This window comes from Stutzerimonas stutzeri (assembly GCF_009789555.1).
Classification (GTDB): Bacteria; Pseudomonadota; Gammaproteobacteria; order Pseudomonadales; family Pseudomonadaceae; genus Stutzerimonas; species Stutzerimonas stutzeri_R.
Map to the genome: position 1 here is coordinate 4,356,874 of NZ_CP046902.1, position 24,257 is coordinate 4,381,130.

At 63.5% G+C, this 24,257-nt stretch carries 25 protein-coding genes; 13 read left to right on the forward strand and 12 right to left on the reverse strand.

Annotated features, from left to right (window positions below; all coding sequences use genetic code 11):
* Positions 1-4: 4 nt before the first annotated feature.
* The gene (gene purU / locus GQA94_RS20250; RefSeq protein WP_158189695.1) at positions 5-856 is read right to left on the reverse strand and encodes a formyltetrahydrofolate deformylase; all 852 of its coding nucleotides are present in this window, start codon (positions 854-856) and stop codon (positions 5-7) included.
* A 449-nt stretch (positions 857-1,305) separates the two neighbouring features.
* Here purU and mvaT point away from each other — a divergent pair, with 449 nt between their 5' ends.
* Entirely contained in the window at positions 1,306-1,683 is a 378-nt protein-coding gene (gene mvaT / locus GQA94_RS20255; protein ID WP_158189696.1) for a histone-like nucleoid-structuring protein MvaT, read from the forward strand.
* Positions 1,684-1,769: 86 nt separating this feature from the next.
* Here the strand turns inward: mvaT and sbcB are convergent, their stop codons facing one another.
* Positions 1,770-3,197 carry an exodeoxyribonuclease I gene (sbcB, locus tag GQA94_RS20260; protein WP_158189697.1) on the reverse strand — a complete coding sequence of 476 codons (1,428 nt, stop codon included), beginning with the start codon at positions 3,195-3,197 and terminating at the stop codon, positions 1,770-1,772.
* A 258-nt stretch (positions 3,198-3,455) separates the two neighbouring features.
* On the opposite strand from sbcB, the gene GQA94_RS20265 reads away from it, so the two are divergent.
* From GQA94_RS20265 to GQA94_RS20290, 6 genes are read left to right on the forward strand one after another with little or no spacing between them, the layout of a single operon-like run.
* The gene (locus tag GQA94_RS20265) at positions 3,456-4,157 is read left to right on the forward strand and encodes an RDD family protein (protein ID WP_233270193.1); all 702 of its coding nucleotides are present in this window, start codon (positions 3,456-3,458) and stop codon (positions 4,155-4,157) included.
* Positions 4,154-5,137, forward strand: coding sequence for a stage II sporulation protein M (locus tag GQA94_RS20270; protein WP_158189698.1), 984 nt, complete (start codon positions 4,154-4,156; stop codon positions 5,135-5,137). Before GQA94_RS20265 ends, GQA94_RS20270 begins: the two co-directional genes overlap by 4 nt.
* A complete protein-coding gene (locus GQA94_RS20275) occupies positions 5,124-6,695 on the forward strand; it encodes a DUF4129 domain-containing protein (RefSeq protein ID WP_158189699.1) in 1,572 nt (523 codons plus the stop codon). Before GQA94_RS20270 ends, GQA94_RS20275 begins: the two co-directional genes overlap by 14 nt.
* The gene (locus GQA94_RS20280) at positions 6,692-7,861 is read left to right on the forward strand and encodes a DUF4350 domain-containing protein (protein WP_158189700.1); all 1,170 of its coding nucleotides are present in this window, start codon (positions 6,692-6,694) and stop codon (positions 7,859-7,861) included. The genes GQA94_RS20275 and GQA94_RS20280 overlap by 4 nt, the downstream gene beginning before the upstream one ends.
* Positions 7,858-8,871, forward strand: coding sequence for an AAA family ATPase (locus tag GQA94_RS20285; RefSeq protein ID WP_158189701.1), 1,014 nt, complete (start codon positions 7,858-7,860; stop codon positions 8,869-8,871). Before GQA94_RS20280 ends, GQA94_RS20285 begins: the two co-directional genes overlap by 4 nt.
* 25 nt (positions 8,872-8,896) lie before the next feature.
* On the forward strand, positions 8,897-10,228 hold the full coding sequence (locus GQA94_RS20290) for a DUF58 domain-containing protein (protein WP_158189702.1): 1,332 nt from the start codon (positions 8,897-8,899) through the stop codon (positions 10,226-10,228).
* A 50-nt stretch (positions 10,229-10,278) separates the two neighbouring features.
* Here the strand turns inward: GQA94_RS20290 and GQA94_RS20295 are convergent, their stop codons facing one another.
* The 3 genes from GQA94_RS20295 to GQA94_RS20305 are packed head-to-tail and all read right to left on the reverse strand — an operon-like array spanning position 10,279 to position 11,608.
* Positions 10,279-10,713, reverse strand: a complete 435-nt coding sequence (locus GQA94_RS20295; RefSeq protein WP_158189703.1) for a PilZ domain-containing protein — start codon at positions 10,711-10,713, stop codon at positions 10,279-10,281.
* 50 nt (positions 10,714-10,763) lie between these two features.
* A complete protein-coding gene (locus GQA94_RS20300; protein ID WP_158189704.1) occupies positions 10,764-11,192 on the reverse strand; it encodes a DUF4124 domain-containing protein in 429 nt (142 codons plus the stop codon).
* 38 nt (positions 11,193-11,230) lie between these two features.
* Complete coding sequence (locus tag GQA94_RS20305) at positions 11,231-11,608, reverse strand: tetratricopeptide repeat protein (RefSeq protein WP_158189705.1); 378 nt, start codon at positions 11,606-11,608, stop codon at positions 11,231-11,233.
* A 175-nt stretch (positions 11,609-11,783) separates the two neighbouring features.
* Between GQA94_RS20305 and pyk the strand changes: the two genes are divergently transcribed.
* Positions 11,784-13,235, forward strand: coding sequence for a pyruvate kinase (gene pyk, locus GQA94_RS20310; RefSeq protein WP_158189706.1), 1,452 nt, complete (start codon positions 11,784-11,786; stop codon positions 13,233-13,235).
* Between the two features lie 98 nt (positions 13,236-13,333).
* Here the strand turns inward: pyk and GQA94_RS20315 are convergent, their stop codons facing one another.
* Positions 13,334-14,272 (reverse strand): iron-sulfur-binding ferredoxin reductase, encoded by a 939-nt coding sequence (locus GQA94_RS20315; RefSeq protein ID WP_158189707.1) that lies wholly within the window; start codon positions 14,270-14,272, stop codon positions 13,334-13,336.
* A complete protein-coding gene (locus tag GQA94_RS20320) occupies positions 14,265-15,395 on the reverse strand; it encodes a GGDEF domain-containing protein (protein WP_158189708.1) in 1,131 nt (376 codons plus the stop codon). Before GQA94_RS20320 ends, GQA94_RS20315 begins: the two co-directional genes overlap by 8 nt.
* 354 nt (positions 15,396-15,749) lie before the next feature.
* Here GQA94_RS20320 and GQA94_RS20325 point away from each other — a divergent pair, with 354 nt between their 5' ends.
* Complete coding sequence (locus GQA94_RS20325; protein WP_158189709.1) at positions 15,750-17,273, forward strand: fumarate hydratase; 1,524 nt, start codon at positions 15,750-15,752, stop codon at positions 17,271-17,273.
* Between the two features lie 52 nt (positions 17,274-17,325).
* Here the strand turns inward: GQA94_RS20325 and GQA94_RS20330 are convergent, their stop codons facing one another.
* From GQA94_RS20330 to GQA94_RS20345, 4 genes are all read right to left on the reverse strand, one after another.
* Positions 17,326-17,523, reverse strand: a complete 198-nt coding sequence (locus GQA94_RS20330) for a VF530 family DNA-binding protein (protein WP_233270276.1) — start codon at positions 17,521-17,523, stop codon at positions 17,326-17,328.
* 124 nt (positions 17,524-17,647) lie between these two features.
* The gene (locus GQA94_RS20335; RefSeq protein WP_158189711.1) at positions 17,648-18,229 is read right to left on the reverse strand and encodes a DJ-1/PfpI family protein; all 582 of its coding nucleotides are present in this window, start codon (positions 18,227-18,229) and stop codon (positions 17,648-17,650) included.
* 51 nt (positions 18,230-18,280) lie between these two features.
* Positions 18,281-19,441 carry a phospholipase D-like domain-containing protein gene (locus GQA94_RS20340; RefSeq protein WP_199270173.1) on the reverse strand — a complete coding sequence of 387 codons (1,161 nt, stop codon included), beginning with the start codon at positions 19,439-19,441 and terminating at the stop codon, positions 18,281-18,283.
* A 203-nt stretch (positions 19,442-19,644) separates the two neighbouring features.
* Positions 19,645-20,547 carry an acyl-CoA dehydrogenase gene (locus GQA94_RS20345; protein WP_158189713.1) on the reverse strand — a complete coding sequence of 301 codons (903 nt, stop codon included), beginning with the start codon at positions 20,545-20,547 and terminating at the stop codon, positions 19,645-19,647.
* 191 nt (positions 20,548-20,738) lie between these two features.
* Between GQA94_RS20345 and olsB the strand changes: the two genes are divergently transcribed.
* The 3 genes from olsB to GQA94_RS20360 are packed head-to-tail and all read left to right on the forward strand — an operon-like array spanning position 20,739 to position 22,894.
* Positions 20,739-21,485: an L-ornithine N(alpha)-acyltransferase gene (olsB, locus tag GQA94_RS20350; protein WP_158189714.1), complete on the forward strand. Its 747-nt coding sequence runs from the start codon at positions 20,739-20,741 to the stop codon at positions 21,483-21,485.
* Positions 21,485-22,255 carry a lysophospholipid acyltransferase family protein gene (locus GQA94_RS20355; RefSeq protein WP_158189715.1) on the forward strand — a complete coding sequence of 257 codons (771 nt, stop codon included), beginning with the start codon at positions 21,485-21,487 and terminating at the stop codon, positions 22,253-22,255. Before olsB ends, GQA94_RS20355 begins: the two co-directional genes overlap by 1 nt.
* Before the next feature lie 39 nt (positions 22,256-22,294).
* On the forward strand, positions 22,295-22,894 hold the full coding sequence (locus GQA94_RS20360) for an ACP phosphodiesterase (protein WP_158189716.1): 600 nt from the start codon (positions 22,295-22,297) through the stop codon (positions 22,892-22,894).
* Positions 22,895-22,916: 22 nt separating this feature from the next.
* Here GQA94_RS20360 and GQA94_RS20365 read toward each other — a convergent pair whose 3' ends face one another.
* A complete protein-coding gene (locus tag GQA94_RS20365; RefSeq protein WP_158189717.1) occupies positions 22,917-23,369 on the reverse strand; it encodes a flavodoxin in 453 nt (150 codons plus the stop codon).
* Between the two features lie 239 nt (positions 23,370-23,608).
* Between GQA94_RS20365 and GQA94_RS20370 the strand changes: the two genes are divergently transcribed.
* Entirely contained in the window at positions 23,609-24,256 is a 648-nt protein-coding gene (locus GQA94_RS20370) for a PilZ domain-containing protein (RefSeq protein ID WP_158189718.1), read from the forward strand.
* Position 24,257 lies beyond the last annotated feature (1 nt).

The following is a 24,257-nucleotide window of genomic DNA, read 5'->3' on the forward strand; positions in this document are numbered from 1 at the left end:
ACGGTCAGTTGAAGACCATCGTCTTGTTGCTGTGCACCAGTACACGGTCCTGCAAGTGATAGCGCAGACCGCGCGACAGCACCATCTTTTCCACGTCCTTGCCCAACCGAACCATGTCTTCGATGCTGTCGCGGTGGCTGACGCGCACTACGTCCTGCTCGATGATCGGACCGGCGTCCAGTTCCTCGGTAACGTAGTGGCAGGTCGCTCCGATCAGCTTGACGCCCCTCAGTGACGCCTGATGGTACGGCTTGGCGCCCGCGAAGGATGGCAGGAAGCTGTGGTGAATGTTGATCACTCGCTGGGCGAATTCCTCACACAGCTCGGCGGGGAGGATCTGCATGTAACGGGCAAGTACGATCACATCGGCGCCGTGTTCGCGCACCAGGCGTGACACTTCGGCAAACGCCTCATCCTTGCGCCCCGCCTCGACCGGCACGTGGAAATACGGGATGCCGTGCCACTCGACCATGCTGCGTAAATCGTCGTGGTTGGAAATGACGCAGGGAATATCGCAATCCAGCTCGCCGCTGTGCCACCGGTGCAGGAGATCGGCCAGGCAATGCGATTCCCGACTGGCCATCAGCACGACGCGCTTGCGCTCTTGCGAGTCGGTGATACGCCACTCCATGGAAAACTCGCGCGCAATGGGCGCGAATGCCTGGCGGAAGCCCGCAAGATCGAACGGCAGCGAGTCGGCACGAATCTCGTGCCGCATGAAGAACCACCCGCTTTGATGATCCGAATGGTGATTGGCTTCGGTAATCCAGCCGTTGTAAGTGGCCAGGAAATTGCTGACCTTGGCAACAATGCCAACGCCATCGGGGCACGCAATAACCAGCCTGAACGTGCGCATCAAAACTAACTCCAGCTTATAAAAAAGGTGGCGCATTCTAGCGCAGCGAAGAAAACGGCAACCAGATTATTGAGCCAGATCAGCGGCGGGCGCCGGATGGTTCCGATCGGCATAGGGTGGCGCGCGCCCCAACCGTGCAAACCCATAACGACGAGAGGGTTATTCAGGCGAGCAACATGACGCACACATCCGGTAATAGGCTCGTCCCGCAAAGCAGGCCTGACCAATGCTTACAGCAGAGCGGTCGGATTCGATATAAAAAGGCGGCATTCGGTACTAATTCCCGAGCGAGTTCTTCAGTGCCGGTTCATGGAACTAACTGAATGCAGTTTTTCAGACGAAGCAACCCTGCAAAGCGTGTTGATCTTTATTCGAGGCCATATTTACTTGTCCACTGTGTCTGTCTATGATTGCTGACACTTGCGTTCAACCTATACCAAGGAAGTGACATGTCGCTGATCAATGAATACCGCGCCACTGAAGAAGCTATCAAGGAACTCCAGGAACGCCTGAAGTCTCTTTCGGCAGACGACAAGCTGAAAAAAGAGCTTGAGTTCGAAGGCAAACTGCGTGAGCTGATGGGCGAATATCAGAAGTCGCTTCGCGATATCATTGCCCTGCTCGATCCGGATGCCCGAAACAGCAAGGCTCCGCGCACTGCAAAGGCGCCGGCGGCCACCAAACGCGCCCGCCGCGTAAAGCAGTACAAGAATCCGCATAACGGCGAAGTGATTGAAACCAAAGGTGGCAATCACAAGACTCTGAAAGAGTGGAAAGCGCAGTGGGGTTCGGACGAAGTTGAAAGCTGGGCCACCCTGCTCGGTTAAATACTCAGGCCTCACGCCGAGCCATCCGACGCTTCATGCCAGGCATGCTGCGTCGGATGGCTTTTTTGTAACCGTTGTTAAAGCGTTCAATGCATGTAGCGCTCACGCAAGCGTTCAGCATGCGCCGCCCATTGTCGTAACAACTCTGCCTGTTCCTGACTGGCCGAGGCGAGCAACGCCTGTAAATGGCCCTCGAACTGCTCCAGCGTATTGGGCGCACCACACGCTGGCGTGGTTAAACGTTGCCGGCAAAAGGCTTCCCACTGCTGCCGTTCGGCTGCAGAAAGGCACGCCGGAAAATTGCGCGCGCGGTAGCGAAAATGCAGCTCAGGTAGACGCGCATCATCGAACGGCGGCGGTGCGCTCGAACCTTGCAACGCCACGAGATCGCGGACCTGCTCGCACAGGCGCCGGTCACGCTCGCCAAGGAAGCCGTCATACAGCTGCTGCTCCGGGTCCGTCGAGCCGGCAAACGGCTGCTCCTGATAGATGTCCGCGAGTTTCGCACTCCACGCTGCCTGCCGGCTGCGCATATCCCGCGCCCTGGATTCGCAACGTTGCAGGTCCAATCCCAAGCGCTCGATATCCGACTTGCGCAAGACATTCATCGGTACGAGTACCGGGCAACGGTTCACATGCACCAGTTTGAGTGGCGTCGCCAGTCGCTCGCCGAGGTCCTCCCGGCGGGTATACAACCGTTCGCGCAGCTCCTCGGCCGTTTCACTCCACAACGGCGAGCACTCGGCGCTGAGGTCGCACACGATCAATGCATTGCGATTGCGGGGATGCCAGGCCAAGGGCAGAACCACCGATAAATAATGACGTTCGGCAGAGAAACGACCTGACACATGCACCATGGGCCTCAGTAACTCGACCTGCTCGACCACGGCACTCTTGCGCCGCAGCTTGTACAGATAGTCATAGAGCCTCGGCTGGCGGTCGCGAATCAGTCGAGCCAGGGCAATGGTCGCTCGCACGTCAGACAGGGCGTCGTGCGCCTGCAGATGCTCGAGGCCGTTGGCCACGCTGAGGCGTTCCAGCTTGAGCGACACACGCCCATCGACCTCCGGCCAGACCAACCCCTCCGGGCGCAGCGCGTAAGCCGTGCGAACCAGATCGATGAGATCCCAACGGCTGTTACCGCCCTGCCATTCACGCGCATACGGGTCGAAAAAATTACGGTACAGGCTGTAGCGCAGCACCTCGTCGTCGAATCGCAGGGTGTTGTAGCCAGCGCTACACGTGCCGGGGCGAGCCAGTTCCGCATGCAGACGGGTGATGAACTCGGCTTCACACAGCCCTTTTTCGGCCAGCGTAGCCGGGGTGATGCCTGTCACGAGGCAAGCGGCCGGATGCGGCAATATGTCGTCGCTGAGGCGGCAGTAGATGTTCAGTGGTTCACCGATCTCCTCCAACGCCTCGTTAGTGCGGATTCCGGCGACCTGCAGCGGCCTGTCGCAACGCGGGGAAATGCCGGTCGTTTCAAAGTCATACCAGAAGATGCTGGATGTCACTGGAGTCTCCCTCTCGTCGTCGCATCCAGTCTACCGCGCCCGGCCGATCCTTGACGCCATCGCCTGAGCACCGGCGCACCCCAGCGACGCGTCCGGGCCGGATGCCGGTATTTTCATCCGTTATGACGAGCGGGTTCTGGTCGAGGGGCAGATTCGATGCTTTCATAGCCGCCATGGCAGTCCGCCCGGCGCAGGCCGACGCGGATCAGTCACGAATATGGGCCCCAGCCCACCGGAAACGATCGTCGAGCACAGCCCTTGTCAGCCACCTCGTCTGCACCATTGGACAATACGTACCGCGTCGAGACGCCGGAGGGCATCGATCTGCTGCTTCGCCCAGCCGGCCTGGTGCCCCGCGCCCTGGCGTTTGCCGTGGACCTGTTGATTCGAATGGCACTTTTGCTGGTCCTGGCGCTGGGCCTCGGCTCATTGGGCACCTTCGGCATGGGCGCAGGCGCCCTGCTGCTGTTCGTTGTTCAATGGTGGTACATGGTGCTGTTCGAAGTGCTCAATGAGGGTAGGACGCCCGGAAAATATTGGCTGGGGCTCAAGGTGATTCACGACGACGGCACGCCGATCGGTTGGGCGTCGTCGCTGACCCGCAACCTGCTGCGCTTCGTCGACATGCTGCCGTTCGGCTATTTCCTGGGGGCCCTTTGCTGCCTGTGGCAGCCTTCCTTCAAACGCCTGGGCGATCTGGCCGCCGGCACGCAGGTTGTGTACCGCGAGCGCGGCAGTGCACCGGCCACCCTGGTGGTCTGTGATCCCATAGCGTCGCCGTTCGCGCTGGAGCTGGCCGAGCAACGCGCACTGATTGGCTTCGCTGAACGAAGCTCGAGCCTGTCGCCTGAACGTCGGCAAGAGCTTGCGGCAATCCTGGCAGCCCCCTTGCAGGTCGCCCCTGACCAGGCCGAAGCACAGCTGCACGGGATTGCCCGCGGCCTGGTGGGTCCCGCATGAAGCAGAGCCAATTCGAGCGCCATCATCAGCCCGAATGGCAGGCGTTCGAGAAAACACTCGAGGCCCTCGAGCACCGAAAAAAACCGCCTGCCTCTGTGATCCGCGAATTCCCTGCAGCCTATCGCCGCATCTGCCAGTGCCTCGCGTTGGCCCAGGCACGCGGCTATAGCACACAGGCGACCGATTATCTGCAACGGCTAGTACAGCGTGGGCACCAGCAGTTCTATCGCCACCGCAGCCCCCTGGCGGGTCGTTTGCTCGGCTTCATGCTTGGCGGTTTTGGACGTCTGGTTCGCGAACAATGGCGGTACGTGCTGGCCGCCAGCCTGCTGTTCTATATCAGCCTGCTAGGCATGGCGGCGCTGGTGCTGATCGTTCCGGAGTTGGTCTACAGCCTGATCAGCCCGGAGCAGGTCGGGCAGATGGAGGCGATGTACGACCCCGATGCCAGCCGCCTCGGCCGCTTCGGCGAGCGAGGGTCTGGCGATGACTGGGTGATGTTCGGGTACTACGTAATGAACAACATCGGCATTGCCTTCCAGACGTTTGCCGGCGGCCTGCTGTTCGGCCTGGGCACCCTCTTCTATCTACTGTTCAACGGCCTGACCATCGGTGCGATCGCCGGACACCTGACCGCGATTGGCTACCACCAGCCGTTCTGGTCGTTCGTCGTCGGCCACGGAGCCTTCGAGCTGACGGCGATCACGCTGGCCGGAGCGGCTGGATTGAAGCTCGGCGGCGCACTCGTCGCGCCCGGTCGCCTTACCCGTGCAGAGGCCTTGCGGCTGGCGGCCACCAAGGCGGTGCGACTGATTGCCGGCGCAACCTTGATGTTACTGATCGCCGCCTTCATCGAAGCCTACTGGTCATCGATGAGCTATCCCTCCGCGTCGGTCAAATACGCTGTCGGCGCGCTGCTCTGGGTGCTGGTCGTGCTTTATTTCCTGCTGAGCGGCAGGGACATCCATGCGCCTGAGTGATGCGAGCCTGGCGATTCGACCGCGCAGCGCCTGGGAATCGCTGGATCTGGGCATCCTCCTGGCACGCCGGCACGCTCGCTTGTTGATGGCCAGTTGGGCGCTGCTGACCCTGCCGATGTTCGCGCTGCTCAGCCTGGTATTCTGGCAGCACCCGACGCTTTCGCTGTTGCTGTTCTGGTGGCTCAAGCCGCTCTACGAGCGCCTGCCGCTGTTCATCCTTTCCCATTCCTTGTTTGGCGATACGCCGACCCTGGGCCGCAGTCTCAGGGCGCTGCCGGGCCTGCTGCGCTCCCAATGGCTCGCCAGCCTGACCTGGCGCCGTTTCAGTCTGACGCGCAGCTTCGACCTGCCAGTGCTGCAACTGGAGGCGCTCTCAGGCTCAGCCAGACGTCAGCGCCTGATGGTCCTGAAACGACGCGACACGGGCGCGGCACGCTGGCTGACCGTTGTCGGCATACACCTGGAAAGCGCCTTGTGGATGGGCGCGCTGGCATTGCTCTACCTGTTGATCCCGCCACAGCTGCTCGCCGACTGGACCTGGCACGACCTGCTGAAACTGGAGGGTGAATGGCTCTGGTTCGACCATCTGACCAACCTGCTCTACGCCCTGGTGCTGGTGGTCTGGGAGCCGATCTACGTCGCCAGTGGCTTCAGCCTTTATCTCAACCGACGCACCATCCTCGAGGCCTGGGACATCGAACTGAGCTTTCGTCGATTGCAGGAACGCCTGACCGCTTCCTTGCCGGCGGTGTTGCTTGGCATCAGCCTGTTGCTGACTTGGCCGGTGGAGGACGCGCGGGCGGCCCTTCCGGCATCACTGCCCGTCGAGCAGCCGGCTGCTACCGAACCCAGCCCGGAAAGCGAACGCCTGCGCAATCAACCCCTGACCAGCCGGGCCGCCAGCGAACGAATTCGCGCACTGCTGGATCAACCGCCGTTCCGAAACCGCGAAACGGTGACTCGCTGGCGCCTCGGCGGTGAACAGGACGATGCCCAACCCGGTTGGCTGGAACGCCTGTTCGACGCACTGTTTCGCGGCGCAAGCCTGCAACGCAGCTTCGAGCAGATCGTCACCGCTATCGAAGTCATCCTCTGGGCACTGATGTTTGGCCTGATCGCGCTCGTGTTCTGGCGCTATCGCGAGTGGCTGGCCGTTCATGTCGGGCGATCTGGAACGCGTTCCGCCATCGCGCGCCACGATGCGCCAGCCGCCCTGTTCGGCTTCGACAGGCTTCCCGAACGCCTCCCGCTGGATGTCGCCGGCGACGTGGAACGGCTATGGGACAGTCAGCCGCGCGAAGCGCTCGGGCTACTCTACCGAGCCTTCCTCAGCCGGCTGTTGCACGAATCCAGGCTGCCGCTGGGAACGGCCGATACAGAAGGCGAAATCCTCACGATGCTGCGTCGGCAAGGAAGTCCGGAACTGGTCCGCTATGCCGAAACCCTGACCGCGTACTGGCAGAATCTCGCGTACGGCCACCAACTGCCTCCGAGCGCCGCGCGAAACGAGCTGTGCGATGGCTGGCGTGCGCTGTTCGACGCGAAGGCGAGCGCATGAGTCGCCGACGCATAGCCGGCCTGACCGTCGCGGGCATCGTGCTCGTCGCGCTACTGGCGTTCGCCGCGAGCACGCTAACGCCGTACCAGGAGGTCATCGAGCAGGGTCCCGCCCCGCAGGTTCGCGGCAATCCTTATCTGGCGGCCGAGCGTTTTCTACTGGACCAGGGCAGAGAGGTCACCCACGCGCAAGGCTTTGCAGGGCTTGGCGATGAGCCATCCGACGATCAGATCCTGCTTCTGCTGGGCGAGCGTGCACACATGACGCCGAGCCAATCTGTTCGCCTGCTTGAGTGGGTCGCCGAAGGCGGCCATCTGGTGTTCGTCGCCGAGCGACTCTGGGACGAACGCACCGGCAAGAGCGGCGATCTGCTGCTCGACGCCCTCAATCTGCAACAGTACGAAACCACCGACAACGAAACCGGTACGCCCGCCGAGCCAACCGCCACCACCGACGCGCGCACGCCCCTGACCCGGTTGTTTCTGGAGAACGAAGACGCACCTGCGTATTTCGCTTTCGACACCGCGTATCATCTCTATGACGCCGGCAAACGGGCCCACGCCTGGGCCAACAGTGATGGCGCGACCCACATGCTGCAATTGCGCCACGGCAACGGCCTGATCACAGCGCTCACCGACAGTTGGATCTGGCACAACGATTCGATCGGCCAGTACGACCATGCCTGGCTGCTCTGGTATCTCACCCAGGATCGCGACGTGACGCTCGCCTACCGCACCGATCACGACAGTCTGCTGCGACAGCTGTTGCGCTATTTCCCCGAAGCACTGGCCGCACTGTCGTGCATGCTGCTGTTCGCCGCCTGGCATCTGGCTGCCCGCCAAGGTCCGACCGTCGAGGCGGCAGCGCGCGACCGTCGGCAACTGCAGGAACACCTGCGGGCAAGCGCGGACTTTCTCTACCGTCACGCCGGGCAACGTCATCTGCTGCTGGGCCTGCAGCGAGACATACAGCGCCAGGCGAGCCGACGTCACCCGACATTCGACACGCAGGCCTTCGCCGAACAGTGCCAGGTGCTGGCGAAGCTCAGCCACCTGCCGCCCGAACACATCGACCAGGCCATGCGCCCGCCGGGCGAAAAGCCTGCCAGGGCCGCTGAATTCACCCGCCAGATCGCCCGTCTGCAAAGCCTCAGGAATGCCCTATGAGCGAGACCACCCGCGAACAGAACGACGCCGCGCCCATGACCGACGCAAGCGTCCAACGCCAGCGCGCCAGCCAGCTCGCCCTAGCGTTACGCCAGGAACTGCACAAGGCCGTCATCGGCCAGCAGGAGGTGGTCGACGGCGTCCTCACCGCCCTGATTGCAGGCGGTCATGTGCTGGTCGAGGGCGTGCCGGGTCTCGGCAAGACCCTGCTGGTGCGCGCCCTGGCGCGCTGCTTCGGCGGTGAGTTCTCGCGCATCCAGTTCACACCCGACCTGATGCCCAGCGATGTCACCGGCCACGCGGTCTACGATCTGGCGAGCGAACAGTTCAAGCTGCGCAAGGGACCGGTGTTCACCAATCTGCTGCTCGCCGACGAGATTAACCGAGCGCCAGCGAAGACCCAGGCGGCGCTGCTGGAGGTCATGCAAGAACGCCAGGTCACGCTCGAGGGCCGTGCGCTGGCCGCGCCGCAACCCTTCCTGGTGATGGCCACGCAGAACCCCATCGAGCAGGAAGGCACTTATCCGCTGCCGGAAGCCGAGCTGGACCGCTTCATGCTGATGCTGCGTATGGATTATCCGCAGCTCGACGAGGAACGGGCGCTGGTCCGCCAGGTTACGCGGTCGGCGCGTACCGATACTCTCGACATCAGCGGGTTGCGCGTGCTGTTGCAGGCAAAGGATGTCCAGGCCTTGCAGAAGATCGCCAGCGAAGTGCCGCTGGACGACCAGGTCCTCGACTACGCGGTACGCCTGGCCCGTGCCACACGCGACTGGCCGGGCCTGTCGCTGGGCGCCGGCCCGCGCGCCTCGATCGCCCTGGTTCGCTGCGGCCGAGCGCGCGCCCTGCTGCGCGGCGGAGCGTTCGTCATTCCGGACGATATAAAAGGCTGCGCGCTCGCCGTGCTGCGGCACCGGGTCAGGCTCTCTCCCGAACTGGACATCGAAGGCATTTCGGTGGATCGGTTGCTGCAGCAGTTGCTCGACCAGGTGGCGGCACCGCGACTGTGACGCCGCTTATCTCACGAGGCCCGCGATGAGCCCGTCACGGCGACACATCCACCTGTGGGCCACGCTGTTCGGCCTTGCACTGCCAATGGGCCTGCTGTCGGCGCTGGGCCATCCGCTGCCGGCCGCTGCGCAGCCGGCCTGGTGGGGATTGTCGCTGTGCCTGGGCCTGATCTCGATCCTGGACGCTGTGCGCCTGCGCCGGCTACCCTCGCCCAGCGTGCAGCGCCACATGCCTGGCAACCTGGCATTGGGCCGCTGGCACGACGTCCAGCTTCGACTTCACGCCTCGCTGGCCCGCCCCGTGCGCCTGGAGGTCTTCGACCACGTGCCAGCCGGGATCGCCGTTGAACACCTGCCGCAGCCCCTGGCGCTCCCGCCGGGTCAACATTGCGAACTCGGCTATCGAATCTGCCCGGAACGCCGGGGCCATTTCCGCTTCGAGCAATGTGAAATTCGCCTGTACAGCCCGCTGGGGCTATGGCGCGAACGCCGCCTGCTGCCGCTGCCAGCGCAGACACGCGTCTATCCAGACTTCGCGCGCCTGCACGGCGCCCCACTGATGGCGGTGGAACGCTGGCTGAGTCGCCTGGGCGTGCGTCAACAGCCGCGCCGGGGACTGGGCCTGGATTTCCATCAGTTGCGTGACTTCCGTGAAGGCGACACGCTGCGGCAGATCGACTGGAAGGCCACCGCGCGCAAACGCACGCCCATCGCTCGCGAATACCAGGATGAGCGCGATCAGCAGATCCTGCTGATGCTCGATTGCGGAAGACGAATGCGCAGCAAGGACGACGCACGCTCGCACTTCGATCACGCGCTTGAGGCCAGCCTGCTGCTGGCATACGTCGCGCTGCGCCAGGGCGATGCGCTGGGACTCTACAGCTTTGCCACGCAGCAACGCCGCTTCCTGGCGCCCGCCAAGGGCCAGTTGCAGCTCAACGCCTTGCTCAACGGTGTCTACGACTTGGTCGAAAGCCGCCAGCCGGCCGATTTCATGCGGGCGGCGAACGAGGTCCTGGCGTTGCAGAAGCGACGCGCACTGGTGGTGATTCTCAGCAACCTGCGTGACGAGGACGACGAGGATCTGCTCGGCGCGGTCCGCCAGCTCTCGCGCCGACACAGGGTTCTGGTAGTGAGCGTGCGCGAACCGGTTCTCGATCGGTTGATCCATCAACCGGTCAGCAGCCTCCACGACGCGCTGGGCTATTGCGGTACGCTCGATTACCTCAACGCCCGCACGCGCCTGCACGAACGCCTGCAGGCCAATGGCGTACCGGTTCTCGATGCGCCTGTGCACGCGTTGGGCCCCGCACTGATCAGCCGTTATCTCGCATGGAAAAAAGGCGGAACGCTGTAACGCACCGGCCGCTTTCGTCACCCGGCGCGAAACGCATCGTGCAGGTTCGATCAGGTTCCGTGGCAACGATCCTGGTCGATGGCCCTGCTGGGCGGGTTATCGCTTTGTGGCAGGCGCGCCGGCGGGATGCCGAGCATCGGCCGAAAACTGAAATAGTGATGCAGCGCATCGATCATGTGACGAATCTCGCTCGGAGGCGTGATCAGTACGAAACCGGAATCGTAGCTGCCGGGGGTAACGTCCTCGCGGGACCAGCGGCAGGTCGCGCTGAAATCGATGTAACGCAGTTGACCATGCTGGCCAGGGATTTTCAGGCGCATCTCGAAGCGCGCATGGGTCATCATCGGATACGGGCTGATGAGCATCAGTCCCGTTTCCGAAAGATTGCCGATGAAGCCCAATGGCTTGTCGGTGAAACGATTGAAAACATTGAGGTAATACGGCAAGTGGTGCCGCTGGATGCTGCGCTGATTGAGCATGTTCATGGGTTTCCGGGCCTGCTGCCAAGGGAGTCGCTGCTGCCGTGACCGGCTACTCAGCTGCAGTTTTGACTGATACGACTGGCCAACTGCCGCCGCGCCGCCCCTATCTCTTCATCACTGTAGTAGACCCGCCCGTCATTTGCATCGGCGCTGAAGTAACGGCCACCGTGCGACAGACGCGACAGCCGCTGACGCCATTCGCGGCACGCCTGCTCACGCCTGGACCGCGCTTCGGATGCGGCTTGCTCGGCGGCCTGTTGCTCCTCTCGACGCGCCTCGAAGAAGCGCTCGGTACGCGCTTCGCGTGCCCGTGTCGCGTCGTCGCGCTCGATGACCTGCGGCCGAACCTCGACCGACTCGGCCCCAGGGCGCGGCTGCGCGTCGAAATGAACGTTACCCTCGGGGTCTACCCAGCGGTAGATCGCTGCCGTGGCCAACGGCGATGCCAACAAGACCACGAATAATATCGGTGCGACGCGCATGGGCTCCTTCCCTGCCGGTTTCGAACAACCGGCTTCGCTCAGGGTTTGACGGCGTGGGTGACCACCTGTTCCTCCGGCTGATAGTGCCCCAACTGGCGCAACGTCTCCAGTCTGGCGCGTCCACGAAAGGCATATTCGCTGGCTGGATAACGGGCCTGGATGAACCGATAGGTCTGCGCCGCATCGACGTACAACCCCTGGCGCTCCAGGCACTGCCCGCGTAGCAGCGAAACTTCGGGCTGAAGATGATCTCGCGGGCGAATACGGCGTTCGGCCTGCGACAGAGCGAGCATGGCCCTGTCGCAGTCGCCGGCGTGGTAATGCTGGTAGGCGGCGTCAAGGTAGCGATCGACTGCGGTTGTGCTGCTGCAGCCTATGCTGAGTGCGGCCAGGCCAAGAATGATAAGGGTACGCATGGGTTGATCCTCCGATGCCCGTTTATCGACCACGCCTGGAAAAACTCCAGCCCGCTCGACGGTTGCACGGCAGCCCCGGCTCGCTCGCGACCCGGCCAAAGAGTAGTGCAAGCCAACGATGACTACAGCCGCCCGGCATAGTAGCCTCCCGGGCATTCTGAAAAAGGAGCATTGAATGATCTCGCGCCGTACCAAAATCGTCGCCACGCTGGGCCCGGCCAGCAGCGCACCGGACGTACTGGAAAAAATGATCCTGGCGGGCCTCGATGTCGCCCGCCTGAACTTTTCCCACGGCGCTCCGGATGAGCATCGTGCCCGCGCCCAGCTGGTACGCGATATCGCCGCGCGCCATGGCCGTTTCGTTGCCCTGCTCGGCGATCTGCAAGGACCGAAGATCCGCATCGCCAAGTTCACCGGCAAGCGCATCGAATTGGCCGAAGGAGACAGCTTCCGCTTTTCGGTGACGCATCCGCGCGATGCCGGCACGCAGGAGGTGGTGGGTATCGACTATCCGGACCTGGTCAAGGATTGCCGCGTGGGTGACGAGCTGCTGCTCGACGATGGTCGTGTGGTCATGCGCGTCGACAGCGCCACGGCCGATGAACTGCATTGCACAGTGCTGATCGGCGGCCCGCTGTCGGACAACAAGGGCATCAACCGCCGTGGCGGCGGACTCACCGCGCCTGCGTTGACCGCCAAGGACAAGGCCGACATCAAGCTGGCCGCCGAGATGGACCTGGACTACCTCGCCGTGTCCTTCCCGCGCGATGCCGCGGACATGGAACTGGCCCGGCGCCTTCGCGACGAAGCCGGCTCCAGCGCCTGGCTAATCGCCAAGATCGAGCGTGCCGAAGCGGTCGCCGATGACGAGGCGCTCGACGGTCTGATCCGCGCCAGCGACGGCGTGATGGTCGCGCGGGGCGACCTGGGCGTTGAAATCGGCGATGCCGAACTGGTGGGCATCCAGAAGAAAATCATTCTTCACGCGCGCCGCAACAACAAGGTGGTGATCACCGCGACCCAGATGATGGAGTCGATGATCCAGAACCCGATGCCCACCCGCGCCGAGGTTTCCGATGTAGCCAACGCGGTCCTGGACTACACCGACGCGGTCATGCTGTCGGCCGAAAGCGCCGCGGGTGAATATCCGGTCGAGGCCATCAAGGCGATGGCGCGTGTCTGTGTCGGCGCCGAGAAGCATCCCACCAGTATCAAATCCGGCCACCGCCTCGGCCAGCGCTTCGAGCGCAGCGACGAGAGCACGGCGCTGGCGGCGATGTACACCGCCAATCATTTCCCCGGTGTGAAGGCCATCATCAGCCTGACGGAAAGCGGCTACACACCGCTGATCATGTCGCGCATTCGCTCCTCCGTACCGATTTTCGCGTACTCGCCCCACCGCGAAACCCAGGCCCGCGTGGCCATGTTCCGCGGCGTGCAGACCATCCCGTTCGACCCCGCCGCACTGCCGGCGGACAAGGTCAGCCAGGCGGCAGTGGACGAGCTGCTCAAGCGCAACATCGTCAACGTCGGTGACTGGGTGATCCTGACAAAGGGTGATACCTACCACGGTACGGGTGGCACCAATACGATGAAGATCCTGCGTGTCGGCGACTCGTTGACCTGACCCTTGTGGGAGGCGCCAGGTGACGACCTACTGGTCTCGTACCTGGCGCTTGCGTCACACGTCCCCGCCTCTCGACGCGCCTGGCGTGTCACTCCCTTTCAGGTGCCCGGCTGGCGCACCACAAAGGTATCGCTCAGTACTTGCCCACGCGGCAGGCCCGCCAGAAACATGCGCTTGGCGCTATCCTCGACAAATTCGGCCCCACCGCAGATCAGTGCTATTTCCTGGCGCGACGTAATGCGTATGGATCGAACACGGCTGCGTGCCAGCTGCGAATCGACCCATTCGACGTTCAGGTTGTGATGCCGGTCCACGAGTCGCTCCAACGGAGCGCGCAGATAGGCGTCACCTCGACAGAAATGCAGCAACCGTATCGTCCCGGAATGTCCTTGGCGCAGTGCTTCGCGCAGCAGGCCCCAGAGCGGCGCGAGCCCCGTACCGGCTGCCAGCAACAGCAACGGCCTCGCCTGCCATTCGGGGTCGTAGTGCAGCGCGCCTGCGTGCTGTTGGCCAAGGCGCAGATGGTCTCCGACGTCCAGCGCGCGCGCCGCATCGCAGAATGCGCCAGGCGCACGGCAGTCGATGTGGAATTCGAGCCAGGGATCTTCGCCGGGTATGCTTGCCAGCGAGTAGGGTCGGGCAACGCCGTGGCCGTTCCACAGCAGCACGTGTTCGCCGGCGCGGTAGCGCCAGGGCCGCTCGGGTAACAGCCGCACCCGCAATACCTCGCCCAGCCAATCGAGTCCTGCGACTTGCGCGGATACGCCGTCCTGCGCCGGGTCGTACGGCGCGACGCTGAGGTCTTCGGTGACGCTGCATTGGCAGGCGAGTCGCCAGCCCTGTAACCGTTGCCCGCTGTTGAGCGCCTCCGGGCGGGCATCCTGCGGTTCGCCTTTCTCGCAGCGCACCAGACAGGCATGACAGCTGCCCGCCCGGCAACTGTAAGGCACCTGCAACCCGGCGCGGTTGAGCGCATCGAGCAGGTTGGTGCCGGCGGGCACGGTCCAGCTCAGCGTCCCGTGGCGGATCTCAGGCATCGGCGGTCGCCCAGCTTGCCTCGCAACGATTGCGACCGTTGTCCTTGGCCCGATACAGCGCGGTGTCGGCGCGCAGCAGCGACTCGTCCAGGTCGTCGCCGGCGTTGAGCAGCGTAAGCCCTACCGACAGGCTGAGGTGCCCCGCCTGCAGTTGCACATCCAATGGTTGAGCATTGGCGAACGCCTCGCGCAGGCGTTCGCAGCAGGCACTGAACTGCTCGGCATCGGTATCCGGCAACAGCAGCACGAACTCCTCGCCACCGTATCGGGCAAGAATATCGCCGTCGCGCAGGCAGGAACGCGCCACAGAGGCGAAGGTCTGCAACACGCGATCGCCGGTGGCATGTCCGTGGAGATCGTTGATCCGCTTGAAATGATCGAGGTCGATCAGGGCAAGCCCCGACTGGTGCCCCACCCGCAATCGGCTCAGTTCCGCCTCGGCGCGGCGAATGAAATGTCGACGGTTATACAACCCGGTCAGCTCATCCGTGGATGCCAGGTCCTCCAGCTGTCGCATCATGCCGCGCAGCGTCTCCTGGTGCGCCTGCAAGGCAAAACGGCGTTGGCGCATCCGCTGGCGCAACCGGTAGACGTAACCGACGAACAGGCACATCCAGATCAGCGTCACCAGCAATACGCCGGCCTCCAGCAACGCGGCCTGCGGATCACCGAGACGCCCCAGGTGCGCATCGCACAGCGAGAGGCCGACGAAGCTGACGAAGGCCAGCACCGCGTAGCGGATGAATACTTTCGGTGGCAGAAACACCGCGAACATCAACACCAGCACGTAGAGCACCAGCAACGAGCCGCGATTATCCCCGAGGTTGAACAGGAAGAACGTCAGCCAGGCCAACGCCACCAGCACCTGCGGCTCGGTCAGGCTGGGGTCGCGAAAACGCAGGTTGTAGCCTCGGTAGAACACCCAGAAGAACGCCAGCTGGCTGGCCAGAATCATCGCCGAGCTGGCTATCGCCGTATCCACGGGGGCCTGGTAGAAGCCACCCGCCACGGTGACCCACGTCAGCAGCAAGGCGAGCCCATAGGTTCCGGCCGCCATGCCGAAGCGCCTGATGACCAACTGCTGAAGCGCCTGCTGATCGCTCTCGTCACGACTCACGCGCATGGAATCCTTCCCATAGTAGCAATCTGGCATACTTTACGCGGGCCACCTGCAAAAGCCCACACGTCTCACGCCGCTCGTCGGATCGAGCCACGTTCAGTCCCGACCGTGGCGCTTCTGCCGCTTTCTGGCCGCTCATCGTAAGCGCCATCGGCTTGCGCAACGCAGCTGCTCCATCGACAGCGGGCTTTTGATGGCCGGCTTCGGCACGCCAGTTTCGAAGTGCATCCCTTCACCTTTAGTCCGTCTGTGTACCCTGCGGCGCCGCAGGTTATACTGCCGCGCATTTTTTTAACTTGAGCGCGTCGGCGACTTCTCCGCGCGCCTTGTCTCCGCCCCGCCAAGAGGACGCGCTGCATGACCGTGATCAAGCAAGACGACCTGATACAAAGCGTTGCCGACGCTTTGCAGTTCATTTCCTATTACCACCCCGTCGACTTCATCCAGGCGATGCATGAAGCCTACCTGCGCGAAGAATCGCCCGCGGCTCGCGACTCCATGGCCCAGATTCTGATCAACTCACGGATGTGCGCAACCGGCCATCGGCCGATCTGCCAGGACACCGGCATCGTTACCGTCTTTGTCCGCGTAGGCATGGACGTGCGCTGGGATGGCGCCACCATGAGCCTGGACGACATGATCAACGAGGGCGTTCGCCGCGCCTACAACCTGCCAGAAAATGTCCTGCGTGCTTCGATCCTCGCCGACCCGGCTGGTTCCCGCAAGAACACCAAGGACAACACCCCGGCGGTCATCCACTATTCCATCGTTCCCGGCGACAAGGTCGAAGTCGACGTCGCTGCCAAGGGCGGTGGCTCGGAAAACAAGTCGAAGATGGCCATGCTCAACCCATCGGACTCCATCGTCGACTGGGTCCTGAAGACCGTTCCGACCATGGGCGCCGGCTGGTGCCCACCGGGCATGCTCGGCATCGGCATCGGCGGTACCGCCGAGAAGGCCGCGGTAATGGCCAAGGAAGTGCTGATGGAATCCATCGACATCCACGAACTCAAGGCCCGCGGCCCGCAGAACCGCATCGAAGAGCTGCGCCTGGAGCTGTTCGAGAAGGTCAACCAGCTCGGTATCGGTGCTCAAGGCCTGGGCGGCCTGACCACGGTGCTCGACGTGAAGATCATGGACTATCCGACCCACGCGGCCTCGCTGCCGGTGTGCATGATCCCCAACTGCGCTGCCACCCGTCACGCGCATTTCGTGCTCGACGGCTCGGGGCCTGCCGAGCTGACGCCGCCGCCGCTGGACGCCTATCCGGAGATCGTCTGGGAAGCTGGCCCGAGCGCGCGCCGTGTCGACCTCGACAGCATCACACCCGAAGAGGTGCAGAGCTGGAAGCCGGGCGAAACCGTGCTGCTCAACGGCAAGATGCTCACCGGCCGCGACGCCGCGCACAAGCGCATCGTCGACATGCTGAACAAGGGTGAAGAGCTGCCCGTTGACCTCAAGGGTCGCTTCATCTACTACGTCGGCCCGGTCGATCCGGTCGGTGACGAAGTGGTGGGTCCAGCCGGCCCGACCACCGCGACGCGCATGGACAAGTTCACTCGCCAGATCCTGGAAAGCACCGGTCTGCTGGGCATGATCGGCAAGTCCGAGCGCGGCCCGATCGCCATCGAGGCGATCAAGGACAACAAGGCCGTCTACCTGATGGCTGTCGGCGGCGCCGCCTATCTGGTCGCCCAGGCGATCAAGAAGTCCAAGGTGCTGGCCTTCGCCGAACTCGGCATGGAGGCCATCTACGAGTTCGAGGTCAAGGACATGCCGGTCACCGTGGCCGTGGATACCAACGGTGAATCGGTACACATCACGGGACCTGCGATCTGGCAGAAGAAGATCGCCGAGAACCTGGCGGTGGAAGTGCAGTAACCGACCGCGACACGAAAAAGCCCGGCTCTTGCCGGGCTTTTTTATGCGTCCTTCATGCCTGGCGTGACGATCGACGCATCTGGACGAACAGCGCCTCGACTTTGGCACGCGCCCAGGGCGTCTTGCGCAAAAAGGTCAGGCTCGACTTGATACTGGGATCGCTCCGGAAGCAGCGAATATCGATCCGCTGCGCCAGCCCGTCCCAGCCATACTGCGCGTGCAGCTCGACAAGTATGGCTTCGAGCGTCATGCCATGGAGCGGGTCTTTGGTGGATTCCTGCACAGCGGGCCTCTGGGTTCGCAACGCCGTCAGCCAGGACGGCTGACAGCGAAAGGCCGGGGGAAACGACCGGGCCTTTCATCCTGCCGCCATCTTACAGGGTGATTCGCGTGCCAAGCAGTTCGAGAAACGCCGCCAGCCAGGCCGGATGCGCCGGCCACGCCGGCGCGGATACCAGGTTACCCTGGGTGTGCGCCTGATCGACCGGAATATCGACGAATTCACCACCCGCCAGTTTCACCTCCGGCGCGCAGGCGGGATAAGCGCTGCAAGCCTTTCCCTTGAGCACGTCGGCGGCGGCAAGCAACTGCGCCCCGTGGCACACCGCCGCGATGGGCTTGCGCGCCTCATCGAAGGCACGAACAAGGGCACGCACCCGGTCATTGAGCCGTAGATACTCGGGCGAACGCCCGCCAGGCACCACCAGCGCATCGTAGTCTTCGGCGCGCACCGCGTCGAAGTCGAAGTTCAGGGCGAAGTTGTGGCCCGGTTTTTCGCTGTAGGTCTGGTCGCCTTCGAAGTCATGGATCGCCGTGCGTACCGTGTCGCCGGCCTTCTTGTCCGGGCAGACCGCATGCACGGTGTGACCGACCATCTGCAGCGCCTGAAACGGCACCATGGTTTCGTAATCTTCGACGTAATCGCCCACCAGCATCAGGATCTTTTTCGCAGCCATTGGAACACCCTCCCAGTCGGGTAGAACATGCGGCCGTATCAGCCAGAGCCGTCAGCCACTTCGGTTGAAGATATTGATCATGAGCCGGTCGAGCAGGCCCCACATACGCTGATAGATGCGCTGGCTCAGCGGACGGGAATGCCACTGCTGTAAATCGATTTCGAGGCTGCGGGAAAAATCGTGTTCGAAGCTTCGCGCCACGGACGCACTGAACTGCGTGTCTACCGCTTCGAGGTTGGCCTCCAGATTCCAGCGCAGATTCCAGTGGTCGAAATTACAGGAGCCGACACTGACCCAGTCATCGACCAGTACCATCTTGAGATGAAGGAAGTGTGGCTGATATTCGTGAATTCGCACGCCCGCGCGGAGCAGCCGAGGGTAATAGCGCTGGCCTGCATAGCGCACCGAAGGGTGGTCGGTATTACGGCTGGTCAGTAGCAGTTGCACATCGACACCGCGTCTCGCCGCGTGCATCAACTCACGACGAACACGGCCGGTGGGCAGGAAATACGGGGTGGCCAGCCAGATCCGACGTTCCGCACGCTGCAGGTTTCGCAGCAGGCTATGAAGGATGTCGCGATGCTGTCGCGCAGCCGAATAGGCCACTCGACCCATGCCATCATCGAAGGTAGGGTTGGCCGGAACCCTGGGAAGTCGTTGCGGTAATGGCAGTTGCCAGATTCTGCGTTTCAGGCATGACGCCCACTGCACGTCGAACAGGCGCCGCCAGTCCTCCATCAACGGACCGCTGATTTCGACCATTGCCTCGTGCCAGTGCTCTTCAGGGTTTTCCGGGTTCCAGAACTCGTCGGTGGCCCCGGTCCCGCCCACGAAACAGTGGCTGTCGTCGATCAGGATCAGCTTGCGATGGTCGCGATGAAGATTGCGGAACTTCAACCGCAGTTTCAGCGGGTTGTACTGGCGCAGATCGACACCGGCGTCAGCCAGCCGCTGCCGCGCCCTCTGGCCCAGCTTGAGGCAGCCGAAACCATCGAACAGGCAACGCACCCGCACGCCGCGCCCAGCGGCAGCCACCAGGCTCTCGATCAGGCGCTCCGCACAGTGACCGTCCTCGACGAGGTAGAGCTCGATATCGACCCGGCGCTCGGCGGCGTCGATGCTCGCCAGCATCCTCGGAAAGAAATGCGGCCCGTCGATCAACAACTGGAAGCGGTTGCCTGCTCGCCAGGAGAAGACTTCCCCGGCCAGCATCATGGCTGGGCACTCCTCACGGATTCGGCATGCTTGGCGAAACTGGCGATACAGCTATAAGACATTGATATCCCTGTCCGGGTGAATACTGAATGTCGCCCCATCATGAGCGCCGCTGAACCTGCAGGTGAACCGCGCCTTGCGGCACGCCTGTATAGGTCCGCACTGCAACAAGGAGTTCCCAGGATGCCGCCGCGACATCATTACGCCGGATGTCGACCGGGGGCCAGCCCAAACACTGCCGCTGCCTGCTCCAGGCGCCTGGCTTGAGCGCCCCGCGCCAGTTGCAGCACGCCGCGGTCGCGCCGCCAGAGCTGCAGCCACTGTTGCGGACCGAGCGCCAACGCGTCGTCCACCTCATCGCCCAGCGACGCCAGTTGCAGATTCAGCGAGGCCAGTAGCAGATGCGTCGCCGACTCGGCAGGCGATAGCCGTGAAACTTCGGCCGCGCCAGCCAGCAGTCCCAACAACCGCAATTGCAGTGGCTGCGGCCAGCCACATTCCAGTCCTATTCCGTACAGCCAGCTCGTGAGCGCCGCCAGCACATGCACATCTTCGAGCGTGCGGAACGGCTTGACGTAATCGTCCCAGCCATCGCCCGCGAGCCGGCGACAGCTTGCATCCTCAAGCCTCAGGCGACCATGTGGGATGTCTTGCAGCAAGGGTAACGGCGGGCCCGCCTCGATGATCACACCCCGCTCACCGCAGCCCACCACACACAGGCTCAGCCGCGGCGGTTGACCCGGCGCCTCGTCGCGCGCGGGCACCAGCAGCCAGCTCGCAGCCGGACCGGCGATGACGAAATCCTTGCGCCCCGTCAGCGACAGCCCGTCCAAGCGGGTTTGCATATCGGCCGGGCGCAGCGCTCGATTCTCTGTAGCGCACATGGCGCCCAGCCCTTGCGGAGCGGCCGGCCACAGCCGTCGAAGCGCCGCCTGGTACCCGGCCAGAAACGCCAATCCGGGCGTGGCCGCCAACCGCCCGCCCAGTACCGCCAACCTGAAGCCGCTTTGCGCGCCATGCGCTTGCAGGCCAGCGAACCAGTCATCCAGCGCCGTCGGTTGCGGTAAACGGTGCATCGGGCCGAGCAGTTCATGCCAGGACATTGAAGTCACTCCATAGGGTCAGCGAAGCGATAGCCATTGGCGATCACCGTCATCCAAGCATCATCGATCCGTAACCGTCGTGACACTGCCTCTGCCTAGCCTGAGCCGGCATCACCGATTGACGGAACGCAACCATAACAATCAAGCGCTCCGATTGCATTGCCACGCCAAGGCCGACCAGGAGACAAGGCATGACCACCATCGCTTTTCCTCGCACTACACGGCGCCTGCAGGCAGAGCGCTTGCACGGGCAGGCTGCGCTGCACGAAGCCCAGGCCCTGCGCTACAGGGTCTTCAGCAGCGAGTTCGGCGCGCGACTGCAAGGCGCCGAAGCCGGACTGGATCGCGACGATTTCGACGCGCATTGCAGCCACATCGGGGTACGTGATCTGGACAGCGGGGAGCTGGTCGCCACCACGCGGCTGCTCGATAACCTGACGGCACGCGGGCTCGGGCGCTTCTACAGCGAAGAGGAGTTCAACCTCCAGGGCCTGGCGGAACTGGACGCGCCGATTCTGGAGATCGGCCGCACCTGCGTGCACCCTGCCTACCGTAACGGCGCAACCATAGCCGTGCTCTGGGGTGCGCTGGCAGACGCGCTGAACCAGGGCGGCTACCGCTACCTAATGGGCTGCGCCAGCATTCCGATGCGCGACGGCGGTGTCCAGGCCCGAGCGATCATGCAGCGCCTGCGCGAGCGCTACCTGTGTACCGAACTGCTGCATGCCAATCCGCGAAACCCGCTGCCGGCGCTCGAACTGCCGGACAACGTGATTGCCGAAACCCCTCCGTTGCTCAAGGCCTATCTGCGGCTGGGGGCGAAAATCTGCGGCGAGCCCTGCTGGGACCCGGATTTCCAGGTGGCCGACGTCTTCATCCTGCTCAAGCGTGACGAGCTGTGCCCGCGCTACGCACGTCATTTCAAGGCGGCCGTCTGATGGCCAGGCTGCGCTTCTACCTGCGCCTGGGCCGGCTATGCGCGGTCGTCGCGGCCGGCCTTTCGCTTGCGAGCGGGCTCAAGCTCGTGACCCTGCTCGGGGCGAGGCCATCGCCCATAACGCGCCAACGGCTCTGCCGCTGGTTTCTGGCCCGACTGGCCTCTGCCCTGCCATACGAAATTCGAGTGACGGGCACCCGCCCCGAACAGCCCATGCTGTGGCTCGCCAACCACCTGTCCTGGACTGACATACCGCTGCTCGGGATGCTGCTGCCCATGACCTTCCTGGCGAAATCGGAGGTACGCCAGTGGCCTCTCCTCGGCTGGCTCGCCGCCGAGGCCGGCACGCAGTTCATCCAGCGTGGACGCGGCGACAGCAACGCGCTCAGCCAACTGTTGGGCGCCGAACTGCTGCAGGGTCGCCATGTCCTGATCTTTCCAGAGGGCACCACGACCGACGGCACAGCGTTGCGTGCCTTTCACTCGCGCTTGTTGGGCTGCGCGATCGAAACCGGTACGCCGATCCAGCCAGTGGCCATCCGTTATCGGCGCGACGAACAGGCCGATCCCATCGCGCCATTCATCGGTGACGACGATCTGCTTTCGCACCTGTTCAGGCTGCTGGCCGCCGACACCGCAATCGTGGAGATTCAGTTGTTAAAGCCGATCGCGAGCGGCGCCATGGATCGCAACCGGCTTGGCCGCACCTGCCACACCGCCATTGCCGAAGCGTTGCGCGGACGCGCCGCGCCGTTGGTCCTGGCCGCCTGATGCGAGCCGAACGAGCGCAAGCACTGCTAGACTCGCCGCATGAACTATCTCGCTCATCTGCACCTCGGCGGCACTCGGCCCGGCGAACTGCTTGGCAGTCTCTACGGAGATTTCGTCAAGGGCATTTTGCAAGGGCGCTGGCCCACCGACATCGAGGCCGGAATCCGCCTGCACCGCCAGATCGATGCCTACACCGACAGCCATCCGCTGGTGCTACAAGCCAAGCAGCGTTTCCCCAGCGAGCGGCGGCGCTACGCGGGCATACTGGTCGACCTGTTTTTCGATCACTGCCTGGCCGCACGCTGGCACGACTATGCCGACGAACCGCTGCCGGTTTTCACCGCGCGGGTCTATCAGGTGCTACGTGACGAAGCCGCGCTCCCTCCCAAGCTGGCGCTGATCGCGCCACGCATGGCCGCTCAGGACTGGCTCGGCAGCTATCGGCATTTCGAGGTGATGGAGCAGGTGGTCGCCGGCATGAGTCGACGCCTGTCGCGCCCGGAAGGGCTGGCCGGCGGCGTCGCCGAACTGGAACGGCTGTATGCACCGCTCCAACAGGATTTCAGCGAGTTCTATCCACAGTTGCAGGCCTTCGCCCGTCGTCATGCCGTCGATCCGAGGCGGGCCGACCAGACATGACCGGCGCCCGCCATTCGGGCGGTCAGTCGCGCAGCGCGGCCGCGAAGCGTTCCAGCCAGGGTTCGGCGTCGCTCTGCGGCGTGACCGTTTCGCTGGCATCCAGACGCAGCATCTCCTGAACCTCACGCACCCCCAGCTCGGCGTACAGTTCCCGGACCTGCTCACCCGCGCCGCAAAACGTATCGCCATAGCTTGCATCGCCTAGCGCGATGACGCCGCCCGGCAAGCCTTGCCAGGCTGGGAACTGATCCCGGATCGCCGAATACAGCGGAACCAGATTGTCGGGCAGCTCCCCCATGCCGGTGGTCGCCGTCACGACCAACAGGGCCTGCGGCCCGAAATCGAGTACCTGCGAGAGCTGCGCACGTGGGTCATGCCAGGCCTCGAATCCCGCCGCTTTCAAAACAGCGGCCGCATGGCGGGCAACGTCTTCGGCGGTGCCGTAGACCGTACCGGAGAGAATCGCGACTTTCATGGTGGGCTCCGTGACAGATGAAGCCGGGCATTATGCCGCATTCGGCCCACGCGCCCACGTGCACGGTTCTACACTGACAACAGGCACGGGCGGGCTTGAAGGGAATTAACAGGCCAGAACGGTGTCGCAAGGCGGTCCTGCATAGGATATTGGGGGCGCCCCCGCCTGAACGCGTCGGCGCACCGGAGCATTGAAGGCATGGATGGACCTGTCCTGCTGCCCTTGAGAGGGAAATCGAAATGCCGAAGAAGACCGTTCTCACCAGCGCCGAGCTGGAATATATCAACGAGCTGGTGACCGGCTCGCCGGTGGACCCGGGCGAAACGCGGGCCAGCTTCCGTGTGGACGGCGGGGAAAAGTCCAACAACCTGCTGTTGCAGTTGGCCGCAAAAGCCAACCTGACCCTGGAAGCCGAGTTCGAAGATTACTGCATGTCGTTCCCGCTGCGGTTGACTCAGGACGAGTTCCACGCGATCCAGTTGCGACTCGCACCGCCAACCATCTACGAGCGCGGGCCGGTGCTCCGCGCCTGGCGCCTGCACCTGGATGAGCCGTTGCCTTTGCTGTCCGACGACGGACACGAGACCGCGCTGAGCGTCCACGAACTCTCGCCCAATGGCCTCTTGGTTGACGTTGGGCCGGAGCAGCACGCGCCCAAGCATCTCCACCTTCACCTGGCGCTGCCGGGTGAGCAATCGCTGGAAGTCGATGGGCACCGGATCCGCAAGGCCGAGGGTGGAATGATCGCCTATGAGGTGGACTACCCACAGGACAAGGACGCCGAGCGGATCCGCTCGTATCTGTACGAGCAGCACCAGCGCTTGCACCCCGAGCTGCAACCCGAACTCCCGCCCGAAGCCCTTGCCGAGATGCCTGAACACTCCTGAG